The 21,766-nt window shown below is 67.0% G+C and carries 22 protein-coding genes and 1 pseudogene; 15 read left to right on the forward strand and 8 right to left on the reverse strand.

Annotation, left to right across the window (positions count from 1 at the left end; genetic code table 11):
* Positions 1-30: 30 nt before the first annotated feature.
* The 9 genes from BN4348_RS31010 to BN4348_RS31050 all read left to right on the forward strand — a co-directional run bounded on the left by BN4348_RS31010 (position 31) and on the right by BN4348_RS31050 (position 7,325).
* Entirely contained in the window at positions 31-1,083 is a 1,053-nt protein-coding gene (locus tag BN4348_RS31010) for an alpha/beta fold hydrolase (protein WP_211145654.1), read from the forward strand.
* Positions 1,084-1,123: 40 nt separating this feature from the next.
* Positions 1,124-1,591: a tRNA (adenosine(37)-N6)-threonylcarbamoyltransferase complex ATPase subunit type 1 TsaE gene (gene tsaE / locus BN4348_RS31015; protein WP_066907828.1), complete on the forward strand. Its 468-nt coding sequence runs from the start codon at positions 1,124-1,126 to the stop codon at positions 1,589-1,591.
* Complete coding sequence (tsaB, locus tag BN4348_RS31020; RefSeq protein WP_235852612.1) at positions 1,576-2,217, forward strand: tRNA (adenosine(37)-N6)-threonylcarbamoyltransferase complex dimerization subunit type 1 TsaB; 642 nt, start codon at positions 1,576-1,578, stop codon at positions 2,215-2,217. The genes tsaE and tsaB overlap by 16 nt, the downstream gene beginning before the upstream one ends.
* Positions 2,214-2,675, forward strand: a complete 462-nt coding sequence (gene rimI, locus BN4348_RS31025; RefSeq protein ID WP_066907657.1) for a ribosomal protein S18-alanine N-acetyltransferase — start codon at positions 2,214-2,216, stop codon at positions 2,673-2,675. The genes tsaB and rimI overlap by 4 nt, the downstream gene beginning before the upstream one ends.
* Positions 2,672-3,706 carry a tRNA (adenosine(37)-N6)-threonylcarbamoyltransferase complex transferase subunit TsaD gene (gene tsaD, locus BN4348_RS31030; RefSeq protein ID WP_066907660.1) on the forward strand — a complete coding sequence of 345 codons (1,035 nt, stop codon included), beginning with the start codon at positions 2,672-2,674 and terminating at the stop codon, positions 3,704-3,706. Before rimI ends, tsaD begins: the two co-directional genes overlap by 4 nt.
* A gap of 253 nt (positions 3,707-3,959) precedes the next feature.
* The gene (gene groES, locus BN4348_RS31035; RefSeq protein ID WP_007167930.1) at positions 3,960-4,262 is read left to right on the forward strand and encodes a co-chaperone GroES; all 303 of its coding nucleotides are present in this window, start codon (positions 3,960-3,962) and stop codon (positions 4,260-4,262) included.
* Positions 4,263-4,348: 86 nt separating this feature from the next.
* Complete coding sequence (gene groL / locus BN4348_RS31040) at positions 4,349-5,977, forward strand: chaperonin GroEL (RefSeq protein WP_066907663.1); 1,629 nt, start codon at positions 4,349-4,351, stop codon at positions 5,975-5,977.
* Positions 5,978-6,262: 285 nt separating this feature from the next.
* Positions 6,263-6,730: a cupin domain-containing protein gene (locus BN4348_RS31045; RefSeq protein ID WP_066907668.1), complete on the forward strand. Its 468-nt coding sequence runs from the start codon at positions 6,263-6,265 to the stop codon at positions 6,728-6,730.
* Between the two features lie 250 nt (positions 6,731-6,980).
* Complete coding sequence (locus BN4348_RS31050) at positions 6,981-7,325, forward strand: UBP-type zinc finger domain-containing protein (protein ID WP_066907831.1); 345 nt, start codon at positions 6,981-6,983, stop codon at positions 7,323-7,325.
* 299 nt (positions 7,326-7,624) lie between these two features.
* Here the strand turns inward: BN4348_RS31050 and BN4348_RS31055 are convergent, their stop codons facing one another.
* The 4 genes from BN4348_RS31055 to BN4348_RS60970 form a co-directional block, all read right to left on the reverse strand.
* A complete protein-coding gene (locus tag BN4348_RS31055; protein WP_211145656.1) occupies positions 7,625-8,485 on the reverse strand; it encodes an alpha/beta fold hydrolase in 861 nt (286 codons plus the stop codon).
* A gap of 170 nt (positions 8,486-8,655) precedes the next feature.
* On the reverse strand, positions 8,656-9,900 hold the full coding sequence (locus tag BN4348_RS31060; protein ID WP_066907674.1) for a fatty acid desaturase family protein: 1,245 nt from the start codon (positions 9,898-9,900) through the stop codon (positions 8,656-8,658).
* Positions 9,901-10,926: 1,026 nt separating this feature from the next.
* The gene (locus tag BN4348_RS31065) at positions 10,927-11,646 is read right to left on the reverse strand and encodes an SMP-30/gluconolactonase/LRE family protein (RefSeq protein ID WP_066907677.1); all 720 of its coding nucleotides are present in this window, start codon (positions 11,644-11,646) and stop codon (positions 10,927-10,929) included.
* Positions 11,646-12,737 (reverse strand): acyl-CoA dehydrogenase family protein, encoded by a 1,092-nt coding sequence (locus BN4348_RS60970; protein WP_235852613.1) that lies wholly within the window; start codon positions 12,735-12,737, stop codon positions 11,646-11,648. The genes BN4348_RS31065 and BN4348_RS60970 overlap by 1 nt, the downstream gene beginning before the upstream one ends.
* Positions 12,738-12,746: 9 nt before the next feature.
* Here BN4348_RS60970 and BN4348_RS60975 point away from each other — a divergent pair, with 9 nt between their 5' ends.
* Positions 12,747-12,998 carry a hypothetical protein gene (locus BN4348_RS60975; RefSeq protein WP_066907680.1) on the forward strand — a complete coding sequence of 84 codons (252 nt, stop codon included), beginning with the start codon at positions 12,747-12,749 and terminating at the stop codon, positions 12,996-12,998.
* Positions 12,999-13,063: 65 nt separating this feature from the next.
* Here the strand turns inward: BN4348_RS60975 and BN4348_RS60980 are convergent.
* Positions 13,064-13,207: pseudogene (locus BN4348_RS60980) on the reverse strand (acyl-CoA dehydrogenase family protein); the annotation flags it as partial.
* An 899-nt stretch (positions 13,208-14,106) separates the two neighbouring features.
* Here BN4348_RS60980 and BN4348_RS31080 point away from each other — a divergent pair.
* The gene (locus BN4348_RS31080; RefSeq protein ID WP_066907686.1) at positions 14,107-14,793 is read left to right on the forward strand and encodes a TetR/AcrR family transcriptional regulator; all 687 of its coding nucleotides are present in this window, start codon (positions 14,107-14,109) and stop codon (positions 14,791-14,793) included.
* Positions 14,794-15,018: 225 nt separating this feature from the next.
* Entirely contained in the window at positions 15,019-15,642 is a 624-nt protein-coding gene (locus BN4348_RS31085) for a TetR/AcrR family transcriptional regulator (RefSeq protein ID WP_066907690.1), read from the forward strand.
* Here the strand turns inward: BN4348_RS31085 and BN4348_RS31090 are convergent.
* From BN4348_RS31090 to BN4348_RS31100, 3 genes are read right to left on the reverse strand one after another with little or no spacing between them, the layout of a single operon-like run.
* Entirely contained in the window at positions 15,632-16,843 is a 1,212-nt protein-coding gene (locus tag BN4348_RS31090) for a cytochrome P450 (RefSeq protein ID WP_066907693.1), read from the reverse strand. The genes BN4348_RS31085 and BN4348_RS31090 overlap by 11 nt on opposite strands.
* Positions 16,840-17,805: a zinc-dependent alcohol dehydrogenase gene (locus tag BN4348_RS31095; RefSeq protein ID WP_235852614.1), complete on the reverse strand. Its 966-nt coding sequence runs from the start codon at positions 17,803-17,805 to the stop codon at positions 16,840-16,842. The genes BN4348_RS31090 and BN4348_RS31095 overlap by 4 nt, the downstream gene beginning before the upstream one ends.
* Positions 17,806-17,813: 8 nt before the next feature.
* Entirely contained in the window at positions 17,814-18,971 is a 1,158-nt protein-coding gene (locus tag BN4348_RS31100) for a sulfotransferase family protein (protein ID WP_235852615.1), read from the reverse strand.
* Between the two features lie 70 nt (positions 18,972-19,041).
* Between BN4348_RS31100 and BN4348_RS31105 the strand changes: the two genes are divergently transcribed.
* The 3 genes from BN4348_RS31105 to BN4348_RS31115 are packed head-to-tail and all read left to right on the forward strand — an operon-like array spanning position 19,042 to position 21,727.
* Positions 19,042-20,280 carry an alkyl sulfatase dimerization domain-containing protein gene (locus BN4348_RS31105; RefSeq protein WP_066907700.1) on the forward strand — a complete coding sequence of 413 codons (1,239 nt, stop codon included), beginning with the start codon at positions 19,042-19,044 and terminating at the stop codon, positions 20,278-20,280.
* Positions 20,277-20,741, forward strand: a complete 465-nt coding sequence (locus tag BN4348_RS31110; RefSeq protein WP_066907703.1) for a VOC family protein — start codon at positions 20,277-20,279, stop codon at positions 20,739-20,741. Before BN4348_RS31105 ends, BN4348_RS31110 begins: the two co-directional genes overlap by 4 nt.
* Positions 20,738-21,727, forward strand: coding sequence for a TIGR03621 family F420-dependent LLM class oxidoreductase (locus tag BN4348_RS31115; protein ID WP_066907706.1), 990 nt, complete (start codon positions 20,738-20,740; stop codon positions 21,725-21,727). The genes BN4348_RS31110 and BN4348_RS31115 overlap by 4 nt, the downstream gene beginning before the upstream one ends.
* Positions 21,728-21,766 lie beyond the last annotated feature (39 nt).

Genomic DNA, 21,766 nt, shown 5'->3' on the forward strand with positions numbered 1-21,766 from the left:
GAGAAGGCCTGGCTTGCGGGGGGCGCCGGGCTGACCGCCGTCGCCACCATCGTCGGAGCCTCGGCCCGCCGGTCGATGACCCAGCGCGCCGCCGCCCGCGAAGACCCCTATGCGGAAGAGGATTTCGGCACGCTGGACCGCGACCGCGGTTACGTGGTGACCACCCCCGACGGGGTGCCGCTGGCCGTCCGCGAGGCCGGCCCGGTGGACGCGCAGGTGACCATGGTCTTCGTCCACGGCTTCTGCCTGCGGATGGGCGCGTTCCACTTCCAGCGGACCCGGCTGCCCGATCGGCTGGCGCCGCCCGTCCGGATGGTTTTCTACGACCAGCGTGGGCACGGGCGGTCCGGCGAAGCCGCGCCCGAGACCTACACGCTCACCCAACTCGGCGAGGACCTGGAAACGGTGCTGAGGGCCGCCGCGCCCCGCGGGGTGGTCCTGCTGGTCGGCCATTCGATGGGTGGCATGACGGTGTTGTCGCACGCCCGCCAATTTCCCTACCAATACGGACGCCGGATCGTCGGCGCCGCGATCATCTCCTCGGCCGCCGAAGGGGTCACCCGGTCGCCGCTGGGCGAGATCCTGAAAAACCCGGCGCTGGACGCCTTCCGGTTCACCGCCCGCTCCGCGCCCAAGCTGATGCACCGGGGCCGCACCGTGTCGCGGTCGCTGATCGGCCCGATCCTGCGGGCCGCGTCCTACAGCGACCTGCAGGTCAGCCGGAGCCTGGACGCGTTCTCCCAGCGGATGATGAACGCCACCCCGATCGCCACCATGGTGGGCTTCCTGGACGCCCTGGAAAAGCACGACGAGACCGCCGGGCTGTGGACGCTGCTGAAGGTTCCGACCCTGATCGCATGCGGCGACCATGACCTGCTCACCCCGGACGAATACTCGCGCAAGATGGCCGCCTCGCTGCCGCGGTCGGAGCTGGTCATCGTCGCCGGGGCCAGTCACCTGGCGCTGCTGGACAAACCGGAAGCCATCAACGACGGGCTGGTCCGGCTCGTCCACCGCGCCGTCCCGGGCGAGATGACCCTGCGCTACCGGCGGCTGAAGGAACGGTTGCGGCGCCGTGGGTGAGTTTGCTGGCGGCGACCCCCCGCGCCCGGCCTCGCCGCGCTTGCGATCGCCGCAGGGAGGCACGGCCACGTGCGAGCGCGTCGAGGACACCGTTGCGTTGGGCTCGCGGCTGGGCCGGGGATTGCGGGCGGGCGACGTGGTGGTGCTTTCCGGTCCGCTCGGCGCGGGAAAAACGGTGCTGGCCAAGGGGATTGCCGCGGCGATGGACGTCGACGGCCCCGTCACGTCCCCGTCGTACGTGCTGGCCCGGGTGCATCCGCCGCGGCGCGCCGGCGCGCCGGCGATGATCCACGTCGACATGTACCGGCTCCTGGACCAGGGCCGCGCCGACCTGCTGGGTGAGCTCGACTCCCTGGACCTCGACACCGATCTCGACGACGCGGTCGTCGTGGTCGAGTGGGGCGAGGGCCTGGCCGAGCGCCTCGCAGAGCGGCACCTCGACATCCGGTTGGAGCGGGTCACCCACTCCGACGTGCGGATCGCCACCTGGGAGTGGGGACGCGCGTGAATCTCGTTCTCGCCCTGGACACCTCCACCCCGGCCGTCACGGCGGGCTTGGTACGGCTGGAGCGCGGCGTCCACACCGTGCTGGCCGAGCGGGTCACCGTCGACGCCCGCGCGCACGCCGAGCGGTTGACGCCCAACGCGCTCGCCGCCCTCGCCGACGCCGCGCTGACGATGGCCGACCTCGACGCCGTCGTGGTGGGTTGCGGGCCGGGCCCCTTCACCGGGCTGCGGGCCGGGATGGCGACGGCCGCCGCCTACGGGCACGCGCTGGACATCCCGGTGCGCGGGGTGTGCAGCCTGGACGCCATCGGGGTGCGCACCACCGGCGACGTCCTGGTGGTCACCGACGCCCGCCGCCGCGAGGTGTACTGGGCCCGCTACCGCGACGGGTTCCGCACGGCGGGACCGGCGGTCAATGCCCCCGCCGACGTCGATCCCGGACCCGCGCGGGCGGTGGCGGGCTCGCCCGACCACGCGGCGCTGTTCGGCCTGCCGGTGTGCGGGCCCGTGCACCCGACGCCCGCCGGTCTCGTCGCCGCGGTAACCGACTGGTCGGCCGACCCGACGCCGTTGGTGGCGCTCTACCTGCGCCGGCCCGACGCCAAGCCGCTGCAGGCCCGCCGATGACCGCCCCGGGCGTCACGCTCGGCGCGCTGACGCCCGCCGACGCCGAGCGCTGCGCCGAGCTGGAGGCGCAGCTGTTCCCCGGCGACGACCCGTGGCCCGCGGTCGCGTTCAACCGGGAACTGGCCGCCAAGCACAATCACTACGTGGGCGCGCGCGTCGCCGGGACGCTGATCGGGTACGCCGGGATCTCGCGGCTGGGCCGCACCCCGCCGTTCGAGTACGAGGTGCACACCATCGGGGTGGACCCGGGTTATCAGGGCCGGGGCATCGGCCGCCGGTTGCTCGACGAGCTGCTCGCCTTCGCCGGCGGCGGCGCCGTCTACCTGGAGGTCCGCACCGACAACGAGGCGGCCATCGCGCTGTACCGCAGCACCGGGTTCGAGCAGATCGGCCTGCGCCGCCGCTACTACCGGGTCAGCGGCGCCGACGCCTACACGATGCGGCGGGAACCGCAGTGACCGTCATCCTCGCCATCGAAACCTCCTGCGACGAAACGGGAGTCGGCATCGCGCGCCTCAATGGCGACGGCAGCGTGACCCTGCTCGCCGACGAGGTCGCGTCCAGCGTCGACGAACACGTCCGCTTCGGCGGCGTCGTCCCCGAGATCGCCTCTCGCGCGCACCTCGAGGCGCTGGGCCCCGCCGTGCGCCGCGCGCTGGCGGTCGCCGGGCTGTTGCGGCCCGACGTCGTCGCGGCGACCATCGGCCCCGGGCTGGCCGGCGCCCTGCTGGTGGGGGTCGCGGCGGCCAAGGCGTACGCGGCCGCCTGGGACGTGCCGTTCTACGCCGTCAACCACCTGGGCGGGCACCTGGCCGCCGACGTCTACGAGCACGGGCCGCTGCCCGAGTGCGTGGCGCTGCTGGTGTCCGGCGGGCACACCCACCTCTTGCACGTGCGCTCCCTCGGCGAACCGATCATCGAGCTGGGCAGCACCGTCGACGACGCCGCCGGCGAGGCCTACGACAAGGTGGCCAGGCTGCTGGGGCTGGGCTACCCGGGCGGCAAGGTGCTCGACGAGCTGGCCCGCACCTGCGGCCGGGAGGCCGCGGAGATCCCCGCGTTCCCGCGCGGCATGACGGGCCCGGCCGACGACGCGTACGCGTTCAGCTTCTCCGGGCTCAAGACCGCGGTCGCCCGGTACGTGGAGAGCCATCCCGACGCGGCGACCCCCGACATCGCCGCCGGCTTCCAGGAGGCCGTCGCCGACGTGCTCACCCGCAAGGCGGTGCGCGCGGCCACCGCCCTGGGCGTCTCGACCCTGCTGATCGCCGGGGGAGTGGCCGCGAACTCGCGATTGCGGGAGCTCGCCACGGAGCGCTGCGCGGCCGCAGGGCTGACGCTGCGCATCCCCCGGCCGCGGCTGTGCACCGACAACGGGGCCATGATCGCCGCCTTCGCCGCGCACCTGGTGGCCGCGGGGGCGCCGCCGTCGCCCCTGGACGTGCCGAGTGACCCGGGCCTGCCGGTGGTAAAAGCGCAGGTGAGCTGATGTTCGCTCAGCGCGGACACGCCAATGCGCCAGAAGCACCGGGGCGGCCTTGAGTGCTAGCACTCGCATGTATAGAGTGCTAGGTGGCAATCGGCCAAGCCCTGTGCCGGCACCCGCGACGACGGCGCTCGGGCAACGGATGGATGCTGGATCAACTGATAATTCGGTCGGTTCGGGGCTGCCCCGGACCGACCGCCAACTCCGGCCGGGGCGAGAGCCTCGGACCCGATCTAACTAGTGGAGGGCTCCAATCGTGGCGAAGGTGAACATCAAGCCACTCGAGGACAAGATTCTCGTGCAGGCCAACGAGGCCGAGACCACGACCGCGTCCGGTCTGGTCATTCCTGACACCGCCAAGGAGAAGCCGCAGGAAGGCACCGTCGTCGCAGTCGGCCCCGGTCGTTGGGACGAGGACGGCGAGAAGCGGATCCCGCTGGACGTTTCCGAGGGTGACACCGTCATCTACAGCAAGTACGGCGGCACCGAGATCAAGTACAACGGCGAGGAGTACCTGATCCTGTCCGCCCGCGACGTGCTGGCTGTCGTATCCAAGTAAGGACCGTGTTCCGCCCCGGCGATCCCCGCGCACAACCGCGGGTGATTTCCGGGGCGGCATGCGTTCGTAGCGGGTGAAGGAGCCTGATGAGCAAGATCATTGAGTACGACGAAACCGCGCGCCGCGCCATGGAGGCCGGCGTGAACAAGCTCGCCGACGCGGTACGCGTGACGCTGGGCCCGCGCGGCCGGCATGTGGTGCTGGCCAAGGCATTCGGCGGGCCCGCGGTGACCAACGACGGCGTCACCGTGGCGCGCGAGATCGACCTGGAAGACCCGTTCGAGAACCTGGGCGCCCAGCTGGTCAAGTCGGTGGCCACCAAGACCAACGACGTCGCTGGCGACGGCACCACCACGGCGACCGTGTTGGCGCAAGCGCTGGTCAAGGACGGGCTGCGCATGGTTGCCGCCGGCGCCAACCCCATCGAGCTGGGCGTCGGGATCAGCAAGGCCGGCGACGCGGTGTCCGAGGCGCTGCTCGCGGAGGCCACCCCGGTGGCCGGCAAGGAGGGCATCGCGCAGGTGGCGACGGTGTCGTCGCGCGACCAGCAGCTCGGTGAGCTGGTCGGCGAGGCCATGACCAAGGTCGGCGCCGACGGCGTGGTCAGCGTCGAGGAATCCTCGACCCTGAGCACCGAGCTGGAGTTCACCGAGGGCGTCGGCTTCGACAAGGGCTTCCTGTCGGCGTATTTCGTGACCGACTTCGACTCGCAGGAGGCCGTGCTCGACGACCCGGTGATCCTGCTGCATCAGGAGAAGATCAGCTCGCTGCCGGACCTGCTGCCGATGCTCGAGAAGATCGCCGAATCGGGCAAACCGCTGCTGATCATCGCCGAGGACATCGAGGGGGAGGCCCTGGCGACCCTGGTGGTCAACTCGATTCGCAAGACGCTGAAGGCCGTCGCGGTCAAGGCGCCGTTCTTCGGCGATCGCCGCAAGGCGTTCCTCGAGGACCTCGCCGTGGTCACCGGCGGCCAGGTGATCAACCCCGACGCCGGGCTGTTGCTGCGCGAGGTCGACACCGACGTGCTGGGCTCGGCCCGTCGCGTGGTGGTCAGCAAGGACGACACCATCGTCGTCGAGGGCGGCGGCTCCAAGGACGCGGTCCAGGCCCGCATCAAGCAGCTGCGTGCCGAGATCGACAACAGCGACTCGGATTGGGACCGCGAGAAGCTGCAGGAGCGGCTGGCCAAGCTGGCCGGTGGCGTGGCCGTCATCAAGGTCGGTGCCGCCACCGAGACGGCGCTCAAGGAGCGCAAGGAAAGCGTCGAGGACGCCGTCGCGGCCGCCAAGGCGGCCGTCGAGGAGGGCATCGTCGCGGGCGGCGGAACGGCGCTCATCCACGCACGCAAGGCGCTGAAGGAACTGCGCGGGACGCTCAGCGGCGACGAGGCGCTCGGGGTCGACGTGTTCTCCGAGGCGTTGTCGGCCCCGCTGTACTGGATCGCCACCAACGCCGGGCTGGACGGCTCGGTCGTGGTCAACAAGGTCAGCGAACTGCCCGTCGGACAGGGGCTGAACGCCGAGACGCTCGCCTATGGCGACCTGCTCGGCGCCGGCGTCATCGACCCGGTCAAGGTGACCCGCTCGGCCGTCGTCAACGCGGCGTCGGTGGCCCGGATGGTGCTCACCACCGAGACGGCGATCGTCGAGCGGCCCGCCGACGCGGACGAGCACGACCACGGCCATGGCCACGGTCATCACCACCACCACTGAGCGACAGATGCCCGACCGTGGGCCTTAGGTAGGAAAACTCAACGGTTTTCGTGCGTAGGCCCACGGTCGGCATCTGGACTACCGAAACACCCCGGCCTTTCGCCGGGGTGTTTCGGTTTCTGATCCTGTGAGGCATAGGCCCCCGGTGGGCACAGCTTGCGCAGCACAGCAATGCATCCACGCTCGCGCGCATGGATACTCTCGAGCATCGGACATCGAAGTCGCCCAACGGATGCACTCGGGAGCAACGTGGTAGCTCTCGCCTATAACGAATGGAGACGATGCATGAGCATGGCATACCTGGCGCAGCCGGAGCAGCAGCAGCAGTTGGAATGGCTCGACGGCGGCACGCTGGCGATCTTGCTCGACGGTAAGGCCACTGATGGCCAGTTGATGATCGGACGCTTCGATGTCAGCGAAGGCGAAGCACCCCCGTATCACAAACACACGCGTGAGGATGAGGTCTTCATGCTGATCAAGGGGACCGCGTTGCTCTGGTACGACGACCAGGAGATGGAGCTCTCGGAAGGCGGTATCGTCTTCTTGCCCAAGAACATTCCGCACGCCTATCGCATCACATCCAAGAAGGCGGATCTGCTCATGGTCAACACCCCCGCGGGAATCGAAGGTATGTTCCGCTACGCCGGTCGTGACAAGGCAACGCCGCGCCCGGACGGTTTCGAAATCTCACCCGCACGGATGGCCGAGGGAGCGGACAAGTTCGGACAGGTCATTCTCGGCCCTCCGCGCTGACCGCGCACTCATCCGGTGGAACAGGCCCGTCCCGCACTGGTGCCCCGGGGAGATTGGTCGCGTTACAGCCAGGCCAGCGCGGCGACGACCAGTGCTTGCGTGCCGGTGTCCAGGGTCGGCTGGATGACCGGAGCGAACCTCGGCGAGTGTCATCAGAAGACATGTCTCACTGTCGGCACGGCGGTGTTTCCGCTACGGCGATTGCCCGAGCATATTGCGCCCGCCGCACAACTCGGCGTTCGATGGGTGGGTGAGTGACGTAGGCATCGACACCACCGTCTCGCCCAGCGGCCCAGGGTGTGTGGAGTGCGACCGCCAACTCGGCTGGTGGTTTCATCTGCGCCGGTGCGCCGAGTGCGGTCACGTCGGCTGCTGTGACAACTCGCCGGGCCGGCACGCCAGTGGCCACGCCAAGACGACCGGGCATCCCGTGATCGCCAGCTATGAGCCGGGGGAAGATTGGTTTTACGACTACCGGGACCAACAGTTCTATGACGGCCCGCGGCTAGCGCCCCCAGAACATCACCCACCGGACCAGCCGACGCCGGGACCGGCCGGGCGTGTCCCTGACAATTGGCAACAACTGCTGCATTGAAGTCGTCGTCAGCGGGCCCGGGCGCCGCGCTGATCGCAGCGTGACGACGGGTAGGTCGGGCGCAGCGATCAGGCCGCGCCGGGGCGCCTGGGCTGATTGCGCTGCTCGATGCGGATTACCGTTTCGTTGAAGCGATGTCGCACTCAAGCGGCCTTGTTGTTCAGCGGGCCGTGGCGCCGTTGTCGATGGGATCGTTTGTCCGGTGATGGATTTTGCGCAGACCGTCATGTTGCTGCCGCGCGGCGTAAAGCTGTATAGCCGCCCGCAGATGGGCGGTCGGTGTATCGCAAGACCGTCGCTCAGACTTTCAGATTCGTCAGATGGGCAGGTCGCCCGGTGGTGGCGATGAAGTCGTCAAGGATGTCCACCACCGCCGCCGGGGACTCGACATGCGGGAAATGCCCGACACCGGCGAGCACCTCGAGTCGACTGCCCGGAACGGCGTCGTGCGCGGCGTAGCCGTGCGCGACGGGAATGATCCGGTCCTGTTCGCCCCAAATCAACAGAGTCGGCAATCCATAACTCACGTGCATCTTGCCGAGCGCGCTGACCGCCTGACCGCGGTAGTCCACCACCGAGCGCAACGTACGCAGGAACGCCTGCCGTGTCCGGCGATCCGACAACGAGGAATAAGCGCTCCACATCTCGGCTGCGCGTGGGGCCTGGATTCCGGCCGACGCCAGCCACGACCCCAGCTTGTTGCCGACGTTCAACACGGGCTGCGGCGCGACCACTGGCAGTACCAGCTCGCTTCCGGGTGCCGACAGGATCCGCAATATCCAGTTCAGGTCCGGGCCGAGGCCCCCGCTGCTGATCAGAACCAGTCGCTGGCAATAGTCGCGATGTTGATAGGTGAACTGCATGGCCACCCCGCCACCGAGTGACTGACCGACCACGGTCGCGCGGGTGATGCCCAGTTCGTCGAGCAGATCACGCAGCGAGGCCGCGAACGCACCCAGCGAATAGTCACCGCGCGGCTTGGATGATTCGCCGTGCCCCAACAGGTCGGGTGCCACCACCCGATACCTCTTCGACAACTGAGGGATGACGGCCCGCCAGGTCGCCGAACTGCCCGCCATGCCATGAATCAACAGCAGCGCCTCACCCGACCCCGCGTCCCGATAGGCAATGCGCTCACCGTGCAGATCGAGATAGTTCATCTCGGTCACGTGAACTGGTCTCCCCCCAACGGTGTTCGGGCGCGCCTGCGCGGCGCCATATCGATAGCCCCGGGCTGTTAGCCGATTATAGCCTAACCTACGGTCCCGTAGGTTACCGGCCAGTAAATCGCGGCTGTCTTCTGGCGCCGGACTGATCGATGCCGCCCTGGTCAGGGTGCTCGCCGACGCACGCGTCGTGACGCGGCGATCGCCGTCTTGAGCCCGTGGCGGCGGCCTGTCGCCGGGTCCGTCCCGGCGAAATCGGGCCCCAGTTCGGTGAACATCCGCTCGCTGCGGGTCTCCGGAGCGTCGTCGGCGGTGTCCCGCAGGTAGCGGTCCGGCAGCGACAGTTTCGCGATGGTGCGCCATGTCTTGCCGTACTGCGCCAGGAACGAGCCCGTGGTGTAGGGCAAATCGTACTTGTCGCACAGCGCGCGCACCCGCACCGAGATCTCGTGCAACCGGTTGCTGGGCAGATCGGGGTACAGGTGGTGCTCGATCTGGAGGCACAGGTTGCCGCTCATGAACCGCATCGCCGGGCCGGCCTCGAAGTTCGCGCTGCCCAGCAGCTGGCGCAGATACCACTCGCCCTTGGTTTCGCCGATCATGTCGGTCTTGGTGAATTTCTCTGCGCCATCGGGGAAATGCCCGCAGAAGATCACCGCGTTGGCCCAGATGTTGCGGATCACGTTGGCGACCACGTTGGCCTTCAGGGTCGATTTGTAGGTCGCCGCCGGCGACAGTGCGGTGAGCGCCGGGAACGCGACGTAGTCCTTGAGCACCTGCCTACCGGCCTTGACCGAGAACTCGCGTGTCCGCGCAAGGGTGCGGTCGCGCTCCGGGCCGGCCTTCAAGAGCTTCTCGAAATCGACTGTCTGCAAGCCGATTCCCCACTCGAACCCGAGCGCGAGGACGGCGTTGAACAGTAGGTTGCCGATGTTGAACCGCTGCCAGGGCTGGTCACGTGTGACTCGCAGGATGAAATAGCCCACATCGTCGTCCATGCCGAGGATGTTGGTGTACTTGTGGTGCTGAAAGTTGTGGGAGGACATCCAGTGCTTTGACGCCGCGGTCATGTCCCACTCCCATGTCGTGGAGTGGATCTCGGGATCGTTCATCCAATTCCACTGGCCGTGCATGACGTTGTGGCCGATCTCCATGTTCTCGATAATCTTGGCCAGGCCCAGGGTCAGCGTTCCCGCCCACCACACCGAGCGCCTCGAGCTTGCGGCCAGCGTGAGCCGTCCGACGAGCTCGACGGCGCGTTGCGCGGCGATGGTGCGACGGATGTAGCGCGCGTCGCGCTCGCCACGGGAATCCTCGATGTCCATCCGGATCGCATCCAGCTCGACGGCGAGATTCTCGATGTCGGCGTCGGTCAGGTGGGCGAAGGCTGGAACGTCGGTAATCGCCATCGTGTCCTCTCGGTCGGGGGCTTGTGTGGTGCGTTCGCAGCGTTCTATCGGGTGTTCAAGAAGACCGGTCGTCGGCTCATGTCGTCGGTTGGCTTAGTCCCGGGCCGGTCTTTCATTGCACGACAACGTGTTCCCGGTACGACCGGCACGGTTGGTTCTACTCCAAACTCCGGCTCACCGGGCAAGGGCGGATCGTGCAGGCTGTCTGACTGCGACGGGGTAGAAATCGGAATGTGCGGCTGCGAGCCAATGCCCTCGAGTTAAGCGGCGGACACGGCCAAACTCATCCCGCACCAGCTGAAGGGCTCAGCACCCACAACGCTACACCCATCGGGCATGGGCATCTCAAATTCAGTCCTTCCCAGGCGATTACCGGCACTGTCGGGGCTGCCCAGGTTGACGACGCCCGCCGAGCCCAACATCCGGCGTTGACATGAAGACCGATCGGGTCGCGGCCGCTGTCGCTTTGCGTCACCGGCCACCAGGCCCGCTTCCGCGCCGATCCCCGGTTGGTCGGAATGGGTGTAGCCTGAGCATGCCGAGAATTTCAGCTGGTGCGGGACGAGTTAGGCCGTGTCCGCCGCTTAACTCGAGAAGCATTGGCCCCGAACCCTCGCACGCCGGTGATCAACTGGACGTCAGGCATCATGACCGCTTCGCGCGCCGAGCGTGACAAGCAACGTGACCAGCGCGAATGCGCCGACCGTTGCCGTCTGCGATCCGATTGATCCGGAGTGGGGATGGCTGCTGTGAAAGCGGTGAAGCGACGCGTGACGTCGGGACCGACCTACTCTTCGGCCCCGATGCCCGCAACGGTCTATCGCCCCATCGCCCGGCAAGCGCTCAAGCTGACGCGCGCAGAAATCACACTAGTCGCCGTCGCGATCAACCACGACGTATCAACGGCGGAGGTGGCCGATCTGACGATCGTGGAAACCGCGGGCGCTGCAATAACCTCGACCCACGCCATCCCGGTCGCCGGCACTTCCGTCGGGCGCGCTTTCGTGGAGCGGACGCCTCGACGACTCAACAACTTCGACCTCGCCATCGACGGCGTCCAACGTGCCGGCCCCGCGCTGGTGCTTCCGCTGCGCACCACCGATACCGTGGCCGGGGTGTTGGTCGCGCTGCGGCGTGCCGCGCGCAGAACGGGAAAGCTGTAGTGGCGGGCAGTGGTTCGGTGGTGCGGTCGAACAGCACTCCGTCGCGATGGGTGTAGCTGGTCAGCCGAGCGGCGCCGGATTCGGCGACCACGATGGTGTCTTCGGTGTCATCGACGGCGATGCCGTTGGGCACCATCAGGTCGTTGGCCGCTGTGCGAATGGTGCCGTCGGGGTCCACGCGGATCAGGACGGTGGGCTGCGGATCGGGTTGCGGGGCATCGAGGTCGAAGCCGAGCTGCGTGACGAACGCGATGCCGTCGGAGGTCAGGATCATGTCGTTGATCTGGTGGGGTGCAAGCGGTTTCACGTCGGGATGCACGGTGGCGCGTCCGCCTGAGATTCGGTAGATGACGCGCTCGGCCATGCCGGCGACCAGCAGATCCCCGTTGGGGAGCCAACCCAGTCCGCCGGGTTCCTCCCCGACTGGGAATCGGTGGACGACCGAGACATCGCCGTCGTCGATGCGGTAGACGGTGTGGCCGCGCATATCGGAAAACCACAGATGTTCGTCGTGCCAGCGGGGGCACTCGGGCAAGTGCAGCCCGTCGGCGACGATGTCGATGCTGGGGTTGTGTCGGTTCATTAGCGTCGGGGCAGCCCAAGCACGAAGGTGGCGAGAGTATTCAGCTGGATCTCCAATGTGCCTCCGCCGATCACCCAGGTCGGAATGTCGAGCTCGTGAAAAACTGGCTCACAACCGATTTCGCTAAGGGCACCGCGCGGGCCGATCAAATTCAATGCGGCCGCCGCCGCATCGACATGCAGCATCGAGGCGGCGGCCTTTCCGATGCTGGTGGCCGGCCCCGGACTGTGGCCCTGCAGTCGGCGCAACGTCTCTCGCAGGTTCATCGCCGCGATCGCCGCCCCGCGGGCGCTGATGCGGCCCAGGGTGCGCAGCGCGTCGTCGCGTGTGCCGGCGTAGTGGCCATCGGAGATAATGCGGCGGATACGTTGTTCGTTGCCGGTGTCGCGATAGGTACCGATCAACAGCCGTTCCTGGGCGGGGGTGTCGATGGTGAGCGCCCAGCCCTCGCCCGGTTGTCCGAGCAGCATCGCATCGGGCACGAAAGCGTCGTTGAAGAAGACTTCGTTGAATTCCGCCTCGGCATTGGCTTGTTTGATGGGCCGCACGTCCAGCTGTGGATTGGTCATGTCGATCAGGAACATGCTCAAACCATGATGTTTGGGGTGCTTGGGGTCCTCGGCTCCGGTGCGCGCCAGGCACAAACCCCAGTCGGCTAGGTGGGCTTGGGTGGTCCAGGTCTTCTGGCCGCTCAATAGCCATCCGCCGTCGGTCTTCGTGGCGCGCAACGTCAACGACGCCGCATCCGAGCCTGCGTCGGGTTCACTGAAGAGCTGACACCAGATCAGCTCGCCGCGAAGCGTGGGTGGCGCGAGTGCCTCGATCTGCTCGGGTGTGCCGTGAGTGAGCACCACCGGCAGCACCCATTGGCCGATGGCCATCGACGGTTGATCGAGGCCGCGTTGGTCGAACTCCTCCTGCACGATCAGCTGCTGCAGCGGGCCGGCATCAAGCCCCCACGGGCGCGGCCACGCCGGGGCGACCAGTCCGTGCTCGGCGAGCAGGACGCGACGCGGAGCGGTGTTGACCGCATCGTTGTTTCCCATCGGCGACGGCTGCGGATTTGACAGGGTCGCGGCCTGGTCGAGCACCCCGGCAACATGGCGCCGAAAGTCTGCCGCGGCGTCGGGCAGAGCCAGGGTAAAGTTCCGCGGTTCGTCGACGGCGGCCTCGCCGAGGCGTGCCTCCCATGTCTCGACCGCTCCGGCCAGCGCGGCCAGCGCCGCCCGCCGTCAGTACAGGTGCACATCGTGTTCCCAGGTGAAACCGATGTCCCCATGCAGCGCAAGGCATTCCACCGCCGCGTGCACGGCTCGGCCCAGGGCAGTGATGGCGGCCCCGCCACCGCGTGACTGCGTTGTGTCGCGGTGTCGGCGAGCCCCCGCATGCCGTCCCAGGCCGCGGCCGTGGCCAGCTCGCTGGTGATGCGCAGTTGCGCCGCCCGGTGCTGGACAGCTTGAAATGCCCCGATTGGTCTGCCGAATTGGTTGCGTGTTTTGACGAACTCGGTCGCAGCGTCAGAGCACCAGGCAATGATCCCGGCAGCCTCCACGGCCATCATCGCCACGATGATGTCGGCGGCTTTATCGGCGTCGACGCCGCCCAGACGCACGGCCGCTGTGACATCGACGTCGCAGAACCGAACCACCGCCAGGTCGCGTCCGAGATCGACGCCGTCCTCGACAGCGACGTCGATGCCAGCGGTTTGCCGATCGACCACGAGCCACCGCGGCGTGCCGTCTGCGCCATTCGCAGTCTGGGCGGACACCACGAACAGCTCGGCAGATGCTCCACCGAGTGTCGCGGCGCTTTCACCGTCAAGCCTCGTCCGGCCGGCATGCTCACTGATCGACAGTGACGTTTGGGGGCCAAGCACGGTGGCGGTCGCTCCAGCGACCAAACGCTTGAGGACACCGATGGCGGCGTCATCGGGCTCCGCGGTCGACACCACCGTGCTGGCGCACACCGTCGGTAACAGTAGGCCGGGAAGCAAGGCGCGGCCGGCCTCACCGATGACCACCGCGATGTCCTCGACGCAGCCGTCCTGACTGCCCACCTCCTCGGGAAGGTGCACGGCGTGCAACCCGAGGCTGATCAACTCCAGCCAGTGGGTGGGCAGCTCACCGGCTTTGTGGTGGGCCGTGCCCTTGCGGGTGGACTCGCGGGGCCGTGGCGCTCGGCGAAGCCGGCGACGGTCTGCGCGAGTGCGCGTTGGTCATCGTTGAGTGCAACAGGCATGGGGTGTCTTGTTTGTCGTGGGGAACCGGTTCGACCCATCGATCACCCACCGCCGGGCGTTGCTAATCATCGAGGCCTCCTCAATTAAGCCACTAAAATTTGTGAGTTGGGCGCAGCAGCTCCTGTCTGTAGCACAACAGCAGTCGCTAGTAGGCGAGCGCCGTCCACAGATGTATCATAATTATCTTAATGAGAACCACAACCCCTTCCTACGATCAGCACATGACGACACCTCAAGGCAAGCTCAAGGCTGGTCGACGCGCCAACCGGCGCGGCGAGGCGTCACGTAAGCATGTCCTCGATGTCGCGCTGCGCCTCCTGGCCAGCGGTGGCCCCGAGGCGGTCAGCGTCAAATTGATCGCCAAAGAAGCAGACGTCACGTGGGGAACTGTCCAATACCAGTTCGGCGACGCCGACGGATTCTGGGCCGCCACGATTTTGCACATACTCGACACCGCGGGCCCGCGTGTCTGGGGCCGCCCGTCGGCCGGGTCGGTCGATGGGCGGGTCGCCGAAGTCATCGCTCTGTTGTGGAAGGCGTTCGACTCGCCGTACAACGCCGTCGTGACCAACCTCCGAGCAGCGCTTGCTAAAGACCGCATCGAACTCGAACGGAGCCATCCCCGCACTGCGGCGGCCCTCGATGCGCTGGAAGACAACTGGTTCAGGCAATTTCGTGAATTCTTCGATGGAATCGCCGTCGACCCGCGTCACGCGCGCCAAGTCAGCGCATTGCTGCCCGCAGCGCTTCGGGGTCTCTACGCCGAGCGTAGTTTCGGGTCGCACCTCGACATCGACGACGCCCTCGCCGGCCTCCGCGAGGCGATCACCCTTTACATGACACCCGGCCCGGCTCGGCCACCGCCGCTCGAACGCCCCTCGATGCACGAGAACGAGATCAAGTCATGACTTCTGAAGTGTTTTTCGTCATCGGAGTCCGCGTCCTGGGGCGGGCAAGACCGTTCTGTTGGCCGATTTCAACCAGGACACATTGGAATTGGCCGCCCATCGTGACGATGGGAGAAACCGATCGGGATACTGTGCCGTAAGGAATCCGGCCTGATCGCCGCCCCGGCCGTTGTGTGTTCCGTTGCCTGGACTCCGATTGGACACCGATAGACTGTCCCGACTGCGATGACACGAAGACCCAAAGCCGAGCAGCGGCGTCGTCACCTGTGCGACGCGGCGATCGAACTATTGGCGGCGGGCGGCGCGCGCGGGCTGACCCACCTCCGCGTCGACCGGCACGCGGGGTTTCCCGACGGAACGACGTCCTTCTACTACCAGACCAGGGCCGCGTTGCTTCGGGGCGCGATGGAGCGGGTGATCGAGCTCGACGTCGCCGATTTCACGGCGGCGCTCAGCGCGACCGGCGACGGCGAGGTCGATTCCCTGCTGTCAACGCTCGCCACGCAGGCGATGCGCACCGCCGTCGAGCCGGAGCGTTCGCGGGCTCGGGCGCGGTTCGAGCTCATGATGATCGCCTCCCGAGACCCCGAACTCGGCGAGGTGTTCGACGGCCTGATGGATCGGTTCGTCGCCATCAGCGAGGCGGCCGTCGCGCAGGTCCAGCCGGTCGGCGCGCCGCCCGATCGGGAACTGATCAGGGAGGAGGCATTTGCCGTGGTCACTTTTCTCGGGGGATTCCTGTTCCGGCTGGCCTACGGCTTGACCGACATGGACAGCGCCAAGAGCCTGGAAAAATACCTGCACTCCGTGATCGCCGGGGTGGCCGCCGATCACGGGGTCACCAGGTGATCGGCAGTTCCTCGATTCCATAGATTTCCTGCTCGTTCTGAAATCGCAAGTCGTCGGCCGGAACCGCCAGCGCCAGCCCCGGCAGCCGGCGGACCAGCCTGGAAAGGGTGACCTGCATTTCGACCCGGGCGAGGTGCTGCCCGATGCATTGGTGGACACCGAAGCCAAAGCCCAAGTGGCCACGGGTGTTTCGCCCGGCGTCGAGGCTCGCGGGGTTGTCAACGAACTCGGGGTCCCAGTTCGCCGCGGGCAGGTTCATCAAGAGGAATTCGCCGGCGCGGATCAGCTCGCCACCGATGCTGAGGTCCTCGGTCGCCACGCGATCCACCTGGCTGTGCACGATCGTGAGGTACCGCATCAGCTCCTCGACGACGTTGGCGATGACTGTCGCGTCATCGGTCCGGCCGAGCAGCTCGAAGACGTCCGGATGCTGCAGCAGTGCAACGGTTCCCAGCGCGATCATGCTCGCCGTCGTTTCGTGACCGGCCTGCAGCAGGATCAAGCCGTTCATGGCCGCGGTCTCGCGGCTCAGTTCGCCTGAGGCGACGTGGTCGGTGATGAGTCGGCTGATCAAGTCGTCGCCCGGCTCACGCTCTTTGCGTCCCACAAGATCGAACATGTAGGCAAAGAGCGCGCCGATGGCCGCCGCCTTCTGCTCCTCGGATGATCTGGCATCGAGTCCGACCGTGCTGTGATGCTGGAAGAACTCATGATCGCTGTAGGGCACGCCCAGCAAAAGGGAGATGACCAACGACGGCACCGGCAACGCGAACTCCCGCACGAGGTCTGCCGGCGGCCCGTGCTCGGTCATCGCGTCGAGGAAGCGGTCGACCAGCTCCTGGATCTGGGGCCGAATCGCCTCTGCGCGTCTCCAGGTGAAATCGCGAGCCATCATGCGGCGCAGGCGATTATGCTCCGGGTCGTCGATTCGGGCGAAGATCACCGGCATCTCGCCCGTGACGCCCGCCGCCCGCAGCCGCGTCTTGATCGTCTCCGCGCTGAGGCGGGGATCGACCAGCGACGATCGGATGTCCTTGTAGCGACTGACCACCCAGGTGGGGCGGCCCTGCCACATCGCGCGTCGTAGGCCCGCCGATTCCCGCCATTCGGCGAACTCCGGCGGAGGCGCCAGCGGGCAGGCCGCGAAACGCGGTCGTGGGATGACGGGAAGGTCCGGCTCGTCCCCGATGGTCGCGGTCACGGCGTCACCGAAACCCGGCCTTGCACCCGCGCCTCGCGGACGGCGGCGAAGGCGTCGGCGATGTGATCCAGTCCGAATGTCGGCCCGAGCGTGGGTGCCGGGTCGATGTCGCCGTCACCGAAAGCGACGATGACTTCGCGGAATTCGTCCGTCGAATAGGCGACCGAGTACCGGACGGTGAGTTCCTTGAGCAGCGCCGTGACGGGCTCGATGGTGGTCGGCTCGGCGCACGCGCCGGAAACGACGAGGCGGCCCCGCGGACGCAGCGCGGGCTGGCAGGCGCGCACGAGGTCCGGACGCCCGACGCATTCGACGACGGCTTCGTACGCCCCGTCGTCGGCCTCGCATCCGGACGCGAGCACATCCGTGGCGCCCATCGAAGTCGCCGAGGTGCGTCGCTGCGGATCGGGATCGGCCACCGTGACGCGCCCGGCGCCCTTGCGTAGCGCCCACACCAGGGTGGTCAACCCGACCCCGCCCGCACCGACGATGAGCACGTCGTCGCCCGGCCGGATCTCGGCGCTGTGCACGCCGTGCAACCCGACGGCGAACGGTTCCACCAGCGCCGAATGGGCGGCGGGCACTTGCGGGGGGACCGCGAAACAGTGGCGCGCGGGAACGGCCGCATATTCGGCGAACCCGCCCGCCGGGCCCATCCCGATGTAGCTTGCCTGCGGGCAGTGCGCCACCAGACCCGCGTGACAGTATGCGCACGACCCACACGAAATGACCGGCAGCACAGCGACGTTGGTGCCTTCCCGCCAGCCGTCGGCACCGGAGCCGACCGCCACAATGTCGCCGCCGAGTTCGTGGCCCATCACCATGCCGGCGGGTGCGAAGGGCTGGGCCTTGATGTCGGACCCGCATACGCCGCACGCCGCGACGCGGATGACCAATTGATCGGGTTCGGGGGCGGGTTCGGGAAGGTCGACGATCTCGAACCCGTGATCGTCGGTCGTCATGGCCGCCTTCATGACGTGTCTCCCTCCAGCTCGACGTCGAACACCGACAGGTATTCGTCGAAGAGCGGTTCCAGCTCGGCGCGGGTTACGCCCGACCCTTCCAGCGAGTACGGTGCGGACCCGTGGCGGTCCTGCGGATGGGCGCCGAGCCAGTCGAGCATCGCCTGCTCGGTCGACGCGGTCAGGACGTCATCGGCCCAGTCGTACAGTGCCCGCATCACCGCGACCGGGTCGCGCATAAGGTCGGCGTAGTGCAGGTCGAAGAATCGATCGTCACCGATCCGGCGCCTCGTCGCCAGCGGGCGATCGACATGTGCGGCCAACTGGCACAGCACATTCGATACGGTCACGGCGACGTCGATGTCGGCCCCCGTCGCCGCGCGAGACAGATAATTCAGCCGCAGGAACGACGCGGTGGCCTTGAAGGGATCACGGTGCGCCCACACGATCCGCACGTCGGGATAGGTCGCCAGCAGGGTCTCGATGTGCACCGCGTGCGAGGGCATTTTGAGCGACCAGGTGCCGGGCGCGCGAGACTGCAACACCTGCAAGACCATTCGCTCGTAGGCGTAGGCGCTCGACATGTCGGTCCGCAGCAACCACTCGGCGTATGCGGGAGTGGGCATGAACGCTTCCCACAGGTAGGCCTTGAAATCTTGGTTCTGGACGAAAACGCACTCTGTCGGCCCGTCGGCCTCGTCCCAGTGCACGAGCGGAATGTTGGCCGCCTTGAGCCCCTCGGCGAGCACCTCGAGTTTGGCCTTCTTTTTCAGGCAGCGCGGATCGGTGCGCAGCGTGTCCCGGGTCGGCGGGGGCACCGAGTCCTCCGCCTCCCACGTCAAAAGCGAGCGCCGGGATGGATCCTGGTCCAAAAGATAGCTGGCCAGCGATGTGCCCGTGCGTGGCAGCCCCAGGATGACCAGTGGGCGTTCGAGTCGCTCCTCGAGAACTTCGGGCCAGCGGTTGACATAGTCGACCACGCGCAGCCGGTTCCACAGTGCGTCGACGAACTGGCCGTAGACGAACTCGCGCCCCCCGGGGTGCACACCCGGCGCGGACTCGCAAGATTCGACCAACAGGTCCAGGCCCTCACGCCAGGAGTCGCCGCCGAAATCGTCGAGGCCGGCCCGTTCGCAGGCGCGGCTGGCGAGCTCGTCCACGGTCACGCCAGAGATCCTATACGTCCGTAGAGAACAAATGTTAGGTTTGTCGGCGAACCATCCGGGAGGTTTCAGAATGGCGCCGTCGCTCGACGAACTGGTCAAACAGGGAGAGGGAGACCGCGACGCCGTCGACCTCGGTGACGGCATCTTCATGTCCAGGAACATCGCCAATAGCTACCTGGTGACAACGCCCGACGGCGACCTGCTCATCAACACAGGAACCGAATTCGAGGCTGCCGAGATCGACGCCCGATTCGCACGGGTAACCGAGGCTCCCTTGCGGATGATCACGTTCACTCAGGGTCACCCCGATCACGTCGGCGGATGGAGCCAGTTCCACCGGCCCGGCGTCCAAACGATCGCCCAGGCCAACCATCCGGATGTGCGCGAGTACTGGCGCCACCTGCACCCCTTCTATGTGCGTCGGATCATGAAGCTGTGGGGGGCCTTCATGGACGTGGAAACCGCGGCGGCGACGCTGCCGCCCGAGCCGGTGCTGACCGATTCGTTCCTCGACACCCACGCGTTCGAACTCGGTGGCCGGCACTTCGAGCTGTATTCCGCGCCGGGCGGGGAGACCACCGACGCGCTCGTGGTGTGGATGCCCGAACACCGCACCGTGTTCATCGGCAACCTGATGGGGCCGTTCTTCGGCCACGTGCCCAACCTGTACACCCTGCGCGGCGACAAGATTCGCAGCGCGATGGCGTTCGTCCGCTCCCTGGACCGGGTGATCGGGCTTCGCCCCGAAACGCTCATCAACGGCCATGACGTGTTCCGCGGCGCCGACCAGATCCTGACAACGCTGACAAAGGTGCGCGACGCGACGGCCTACCTTCGCGATCGCACCATCGACGGCATGAACTCCGGCGCCGACCTGTGGACCCTGATGCGTGACATCACACCCCCGCCGGAACTCGAGCTTCCGCAGATGCACGGCAAGGTCTCCTGGAACGTCCGGGCGATCTGGGAGGAGCACGCGGGCTGGTTCCGCTACGAATCCACCACCGAACTTTATGACGTGCCACCGTCATCCGTCTGGTCGGATGTCGTGGACCTCGTCGGCGGCACCACCCGGCTCACCGAGCGGGCCGCTGCCCATGCCAAAGGCGGCCGCCCCCTTCAGGCGCTACACCTCACCGACGTCGTCCTGGCCCACGCGCCGGCCGATCCCGACGCATTGCAGGTGAAACATCAAGCGTTAGAACAGCTTTTGGTCGCGAGCGGTAGGGAGAATCACAGCGAAGTGCAATGGCTGGAACAGGAGATCAAAAGCGCCTTGAAAGAAGAAGGGGTCGAGGGAGACCAATGAAAGCCGAAAACCTTTATCACACGGGGATCGTGGTCGACGACCTGGAGGCGACGATGGAGTGGCTCGCAAAGGTGGCGGGCTACACCTGGACGGACGTGGTCAGCGTCGACCAGGAAGCGGTCACCCCCGCCGGTGATGTGACCATCCCGATGAAGATGGTCTACTCGGGCGCCGAACCCAGGCTGGAGTTGCTGCAGACCGTTCCCGGCACCGTGTGGACTCCCGCGGACTCGGGGGTGCATCACATCGGCTATTGGTCCGACGATGTCGAATCCGATTTGGCCACATTGGAATCCAACGGTCTGACTGTCGAGGTGAAATCCTACAACCCGGACGGCTCGGGCGACCTGCTGTGGGCGTACGCCAAGGGCTCCGCTGGCCCTCGCATCGAACTCGTCAGTCGCAGCATGGAACCATTCATCGCTTATTGGTGGAGTACGGCGAAGACTGCGGCCGAATGACCGGCCGCTCAAAGCGAGCCATCCGGTTCGGACTCATCGCCTCGGGTGGCTCGGCGGACGCGCTCGTCGAGACGGCGATATCCGCCGAACGGCACGGCTTTTCGAGCATCGCGCTCAACGATCACCTCAACTCGACGGTCGCGCCGCTGCTCGGCCTACAGGCGATGGCGGCCGCCACTTCGGACATTCGGATCGCGACCGCGGTGCTCAACCAGGACTTGCGTCACCCGGCCGTTCTCGCAAAGGAACTCGCCACTCTTGACGTGCTTTCCGGCGGCAGGCTCGAGCTGGGACTTGGTGCGGGGTGGGTCCGCGCCGACTACGACCAGTCGGGCATCCCGTTCCGTTCCGCCGGCGAGCGAATCGAGCGTCTCGAAGAGAATGTCGACATTCTCCGGCGTTTGTTTTCGGATGGCCCATGCAACTTCGCCGGCCGACATTATTCGGTGACCGGACTCGACGGTACGCCCAAGCCCACGCAGCCCGGCGGCCCGCCGATCATGATCGGCGGCGGTGGCCGCAAGATCCTGTCGATGGCGGCCAGGCGCGCCGACGTCGTGCAGGTTCTCGGCGCTTCATTCGGTACCAAGGGAGCCATCGTCGACGACTTGTCCAGCTTCCGCGTTGAGGCCTTCGAGCAACGCGTGGAGTGGCTCGCGGCGGCGGCCGGGGACCGGTTCCGCGAGATCGAGCTGTCGCTGATGCTCGTGTTCGTCGCGATCACCGACGACGTCGAGAAGACGGCCAAGGAGTTCCTCAACTTCCTGACCACCACCGTCTCACGATATGGCGGCGAGGTCGGCGACGTCGACGTCAAGCTGCAGACATTGCTCGACTCGCCGGTCGTGGCGATCGGGACGCTTGACGAGGTGTGTCGAAAACTGACCCGTGTGCGCGACGAACTCGGATTCAACTACTTCGTCGTGCCCTACGGGTCCGCGCCACAGAGCCTTGCTCCCATCGTCGGCCGCCTGGCGGGCACCTGACTGTTTGCTGGGCACGATGCCTCGTGTGTCGGGGTTGAC

This window comes from Mycobacterium interjectum (genome assembly GCF_900078675.2).
Classification (GTDB): Bacteria; Actinomycetota; Actinomycetes; order Mycobacteriales; family Mycobacteriaceae; genus Mycobacterium; species Mycobacterium interjectum.

What these genes read in the sequence shown, in the direction of transcription:
- rimI (WP_066907657.1), top strand. Translation starts at nt 2,214, where the DNA reads ATGACCGCCCCGGGCGTCACGCTCGGCGCGCTGACGCCCGCCGACGCC.
- groL (WP_066907663.1), top strand. Translation starts at nt 4,349, where the DNA reads ATGAGCAAGATCATTGAGTACGACGAAACCGCGCGCCGCGCCATGGAG.
- BN4348_RS31045 (WP_066907668.1), top strand. Translation starts at nt 6,263, where the DNA reads ATGAGCATGGCATACCTGGCGCAGCCGGAGCAGCAGCAGCAGTTGGAA.
- BN4348_RS31055 (WP_211145656.1), bottom strand. Translation starts at nt 8,485, where the DNA reads ATGAACTATCTCGATCTGCACGGTGAGCGCATTGCCTATCGGGACGCG.
- BN4348_RS31060 (WP_066907674.1), bottom strand. Translation starts at nt 9,900, where the DNA reads ATGGCGATTACCGACGTTCCAGCCTTCGCCCACCTGACCGACGCCGAC.
- BN4348_RS31065 (WP_066907677.1), bottom strand. Translation starts at nt 11,646, where the DNA reads ATGAACCGACACAACCCCAGCATCGACATCGTCGCCGACGGGCTGCAC.
- BN4348_RS60975 (WP_066907680.1), top strand. Translation starts at nt 12,747, where the DNA reads ATGGCGCCGAAAGTCTGCCGCGGCGTCGGGCAGAGCCAGGGTAAAGTT.
- BN4348_RS31080 (WP_066907686.1), top strand. Translation starts at nt 14,107, where the DNA reads ATGACGACACCTCAAGGCAAGCTCAAGGCTGGTCGACGCGCCAACCGG.
- BN4348_RS31085 (WP_066907690.1), top strand. Translation starts at nt 15,019, where the DNA reads ATGACACGAAGACCCAAAGCCGAGCAGCGGCGTCGTCACCTGTGCGAC.
- BN4348_RS31095 (WP_235852614.1), bottom strand. Translation starts at nt 17,805, where the DNA reads ATGACGACCGACGATCACGGGTTCGAGATCGTCGACCTTCCCGAACCC.
- BN4348_RS31105 (WP_066907700.1), top strand. Translation starts at nt 19,042, where the DNA reads ATGGCGCCGTCGCTCGACGAACTGGTCAAACAGGGAGAGGGAGACCGC.
- BN4348_RS31110 (WP_066907703.1), top strand. Translation starts at nt 20,277, where the DNA reads ATGAAAGCCGAAAACCTTTATCACACGGGGATCGTGGTCGACGACCTG.
- BN4348_RS31115 (WP_066907706.1), top strand. Translation starts at nt 20,738, where the DNA reads ATGACCGGCCGCTCAAAGCGAGCCATCCGGTTCGGACTCATCGCCTCG.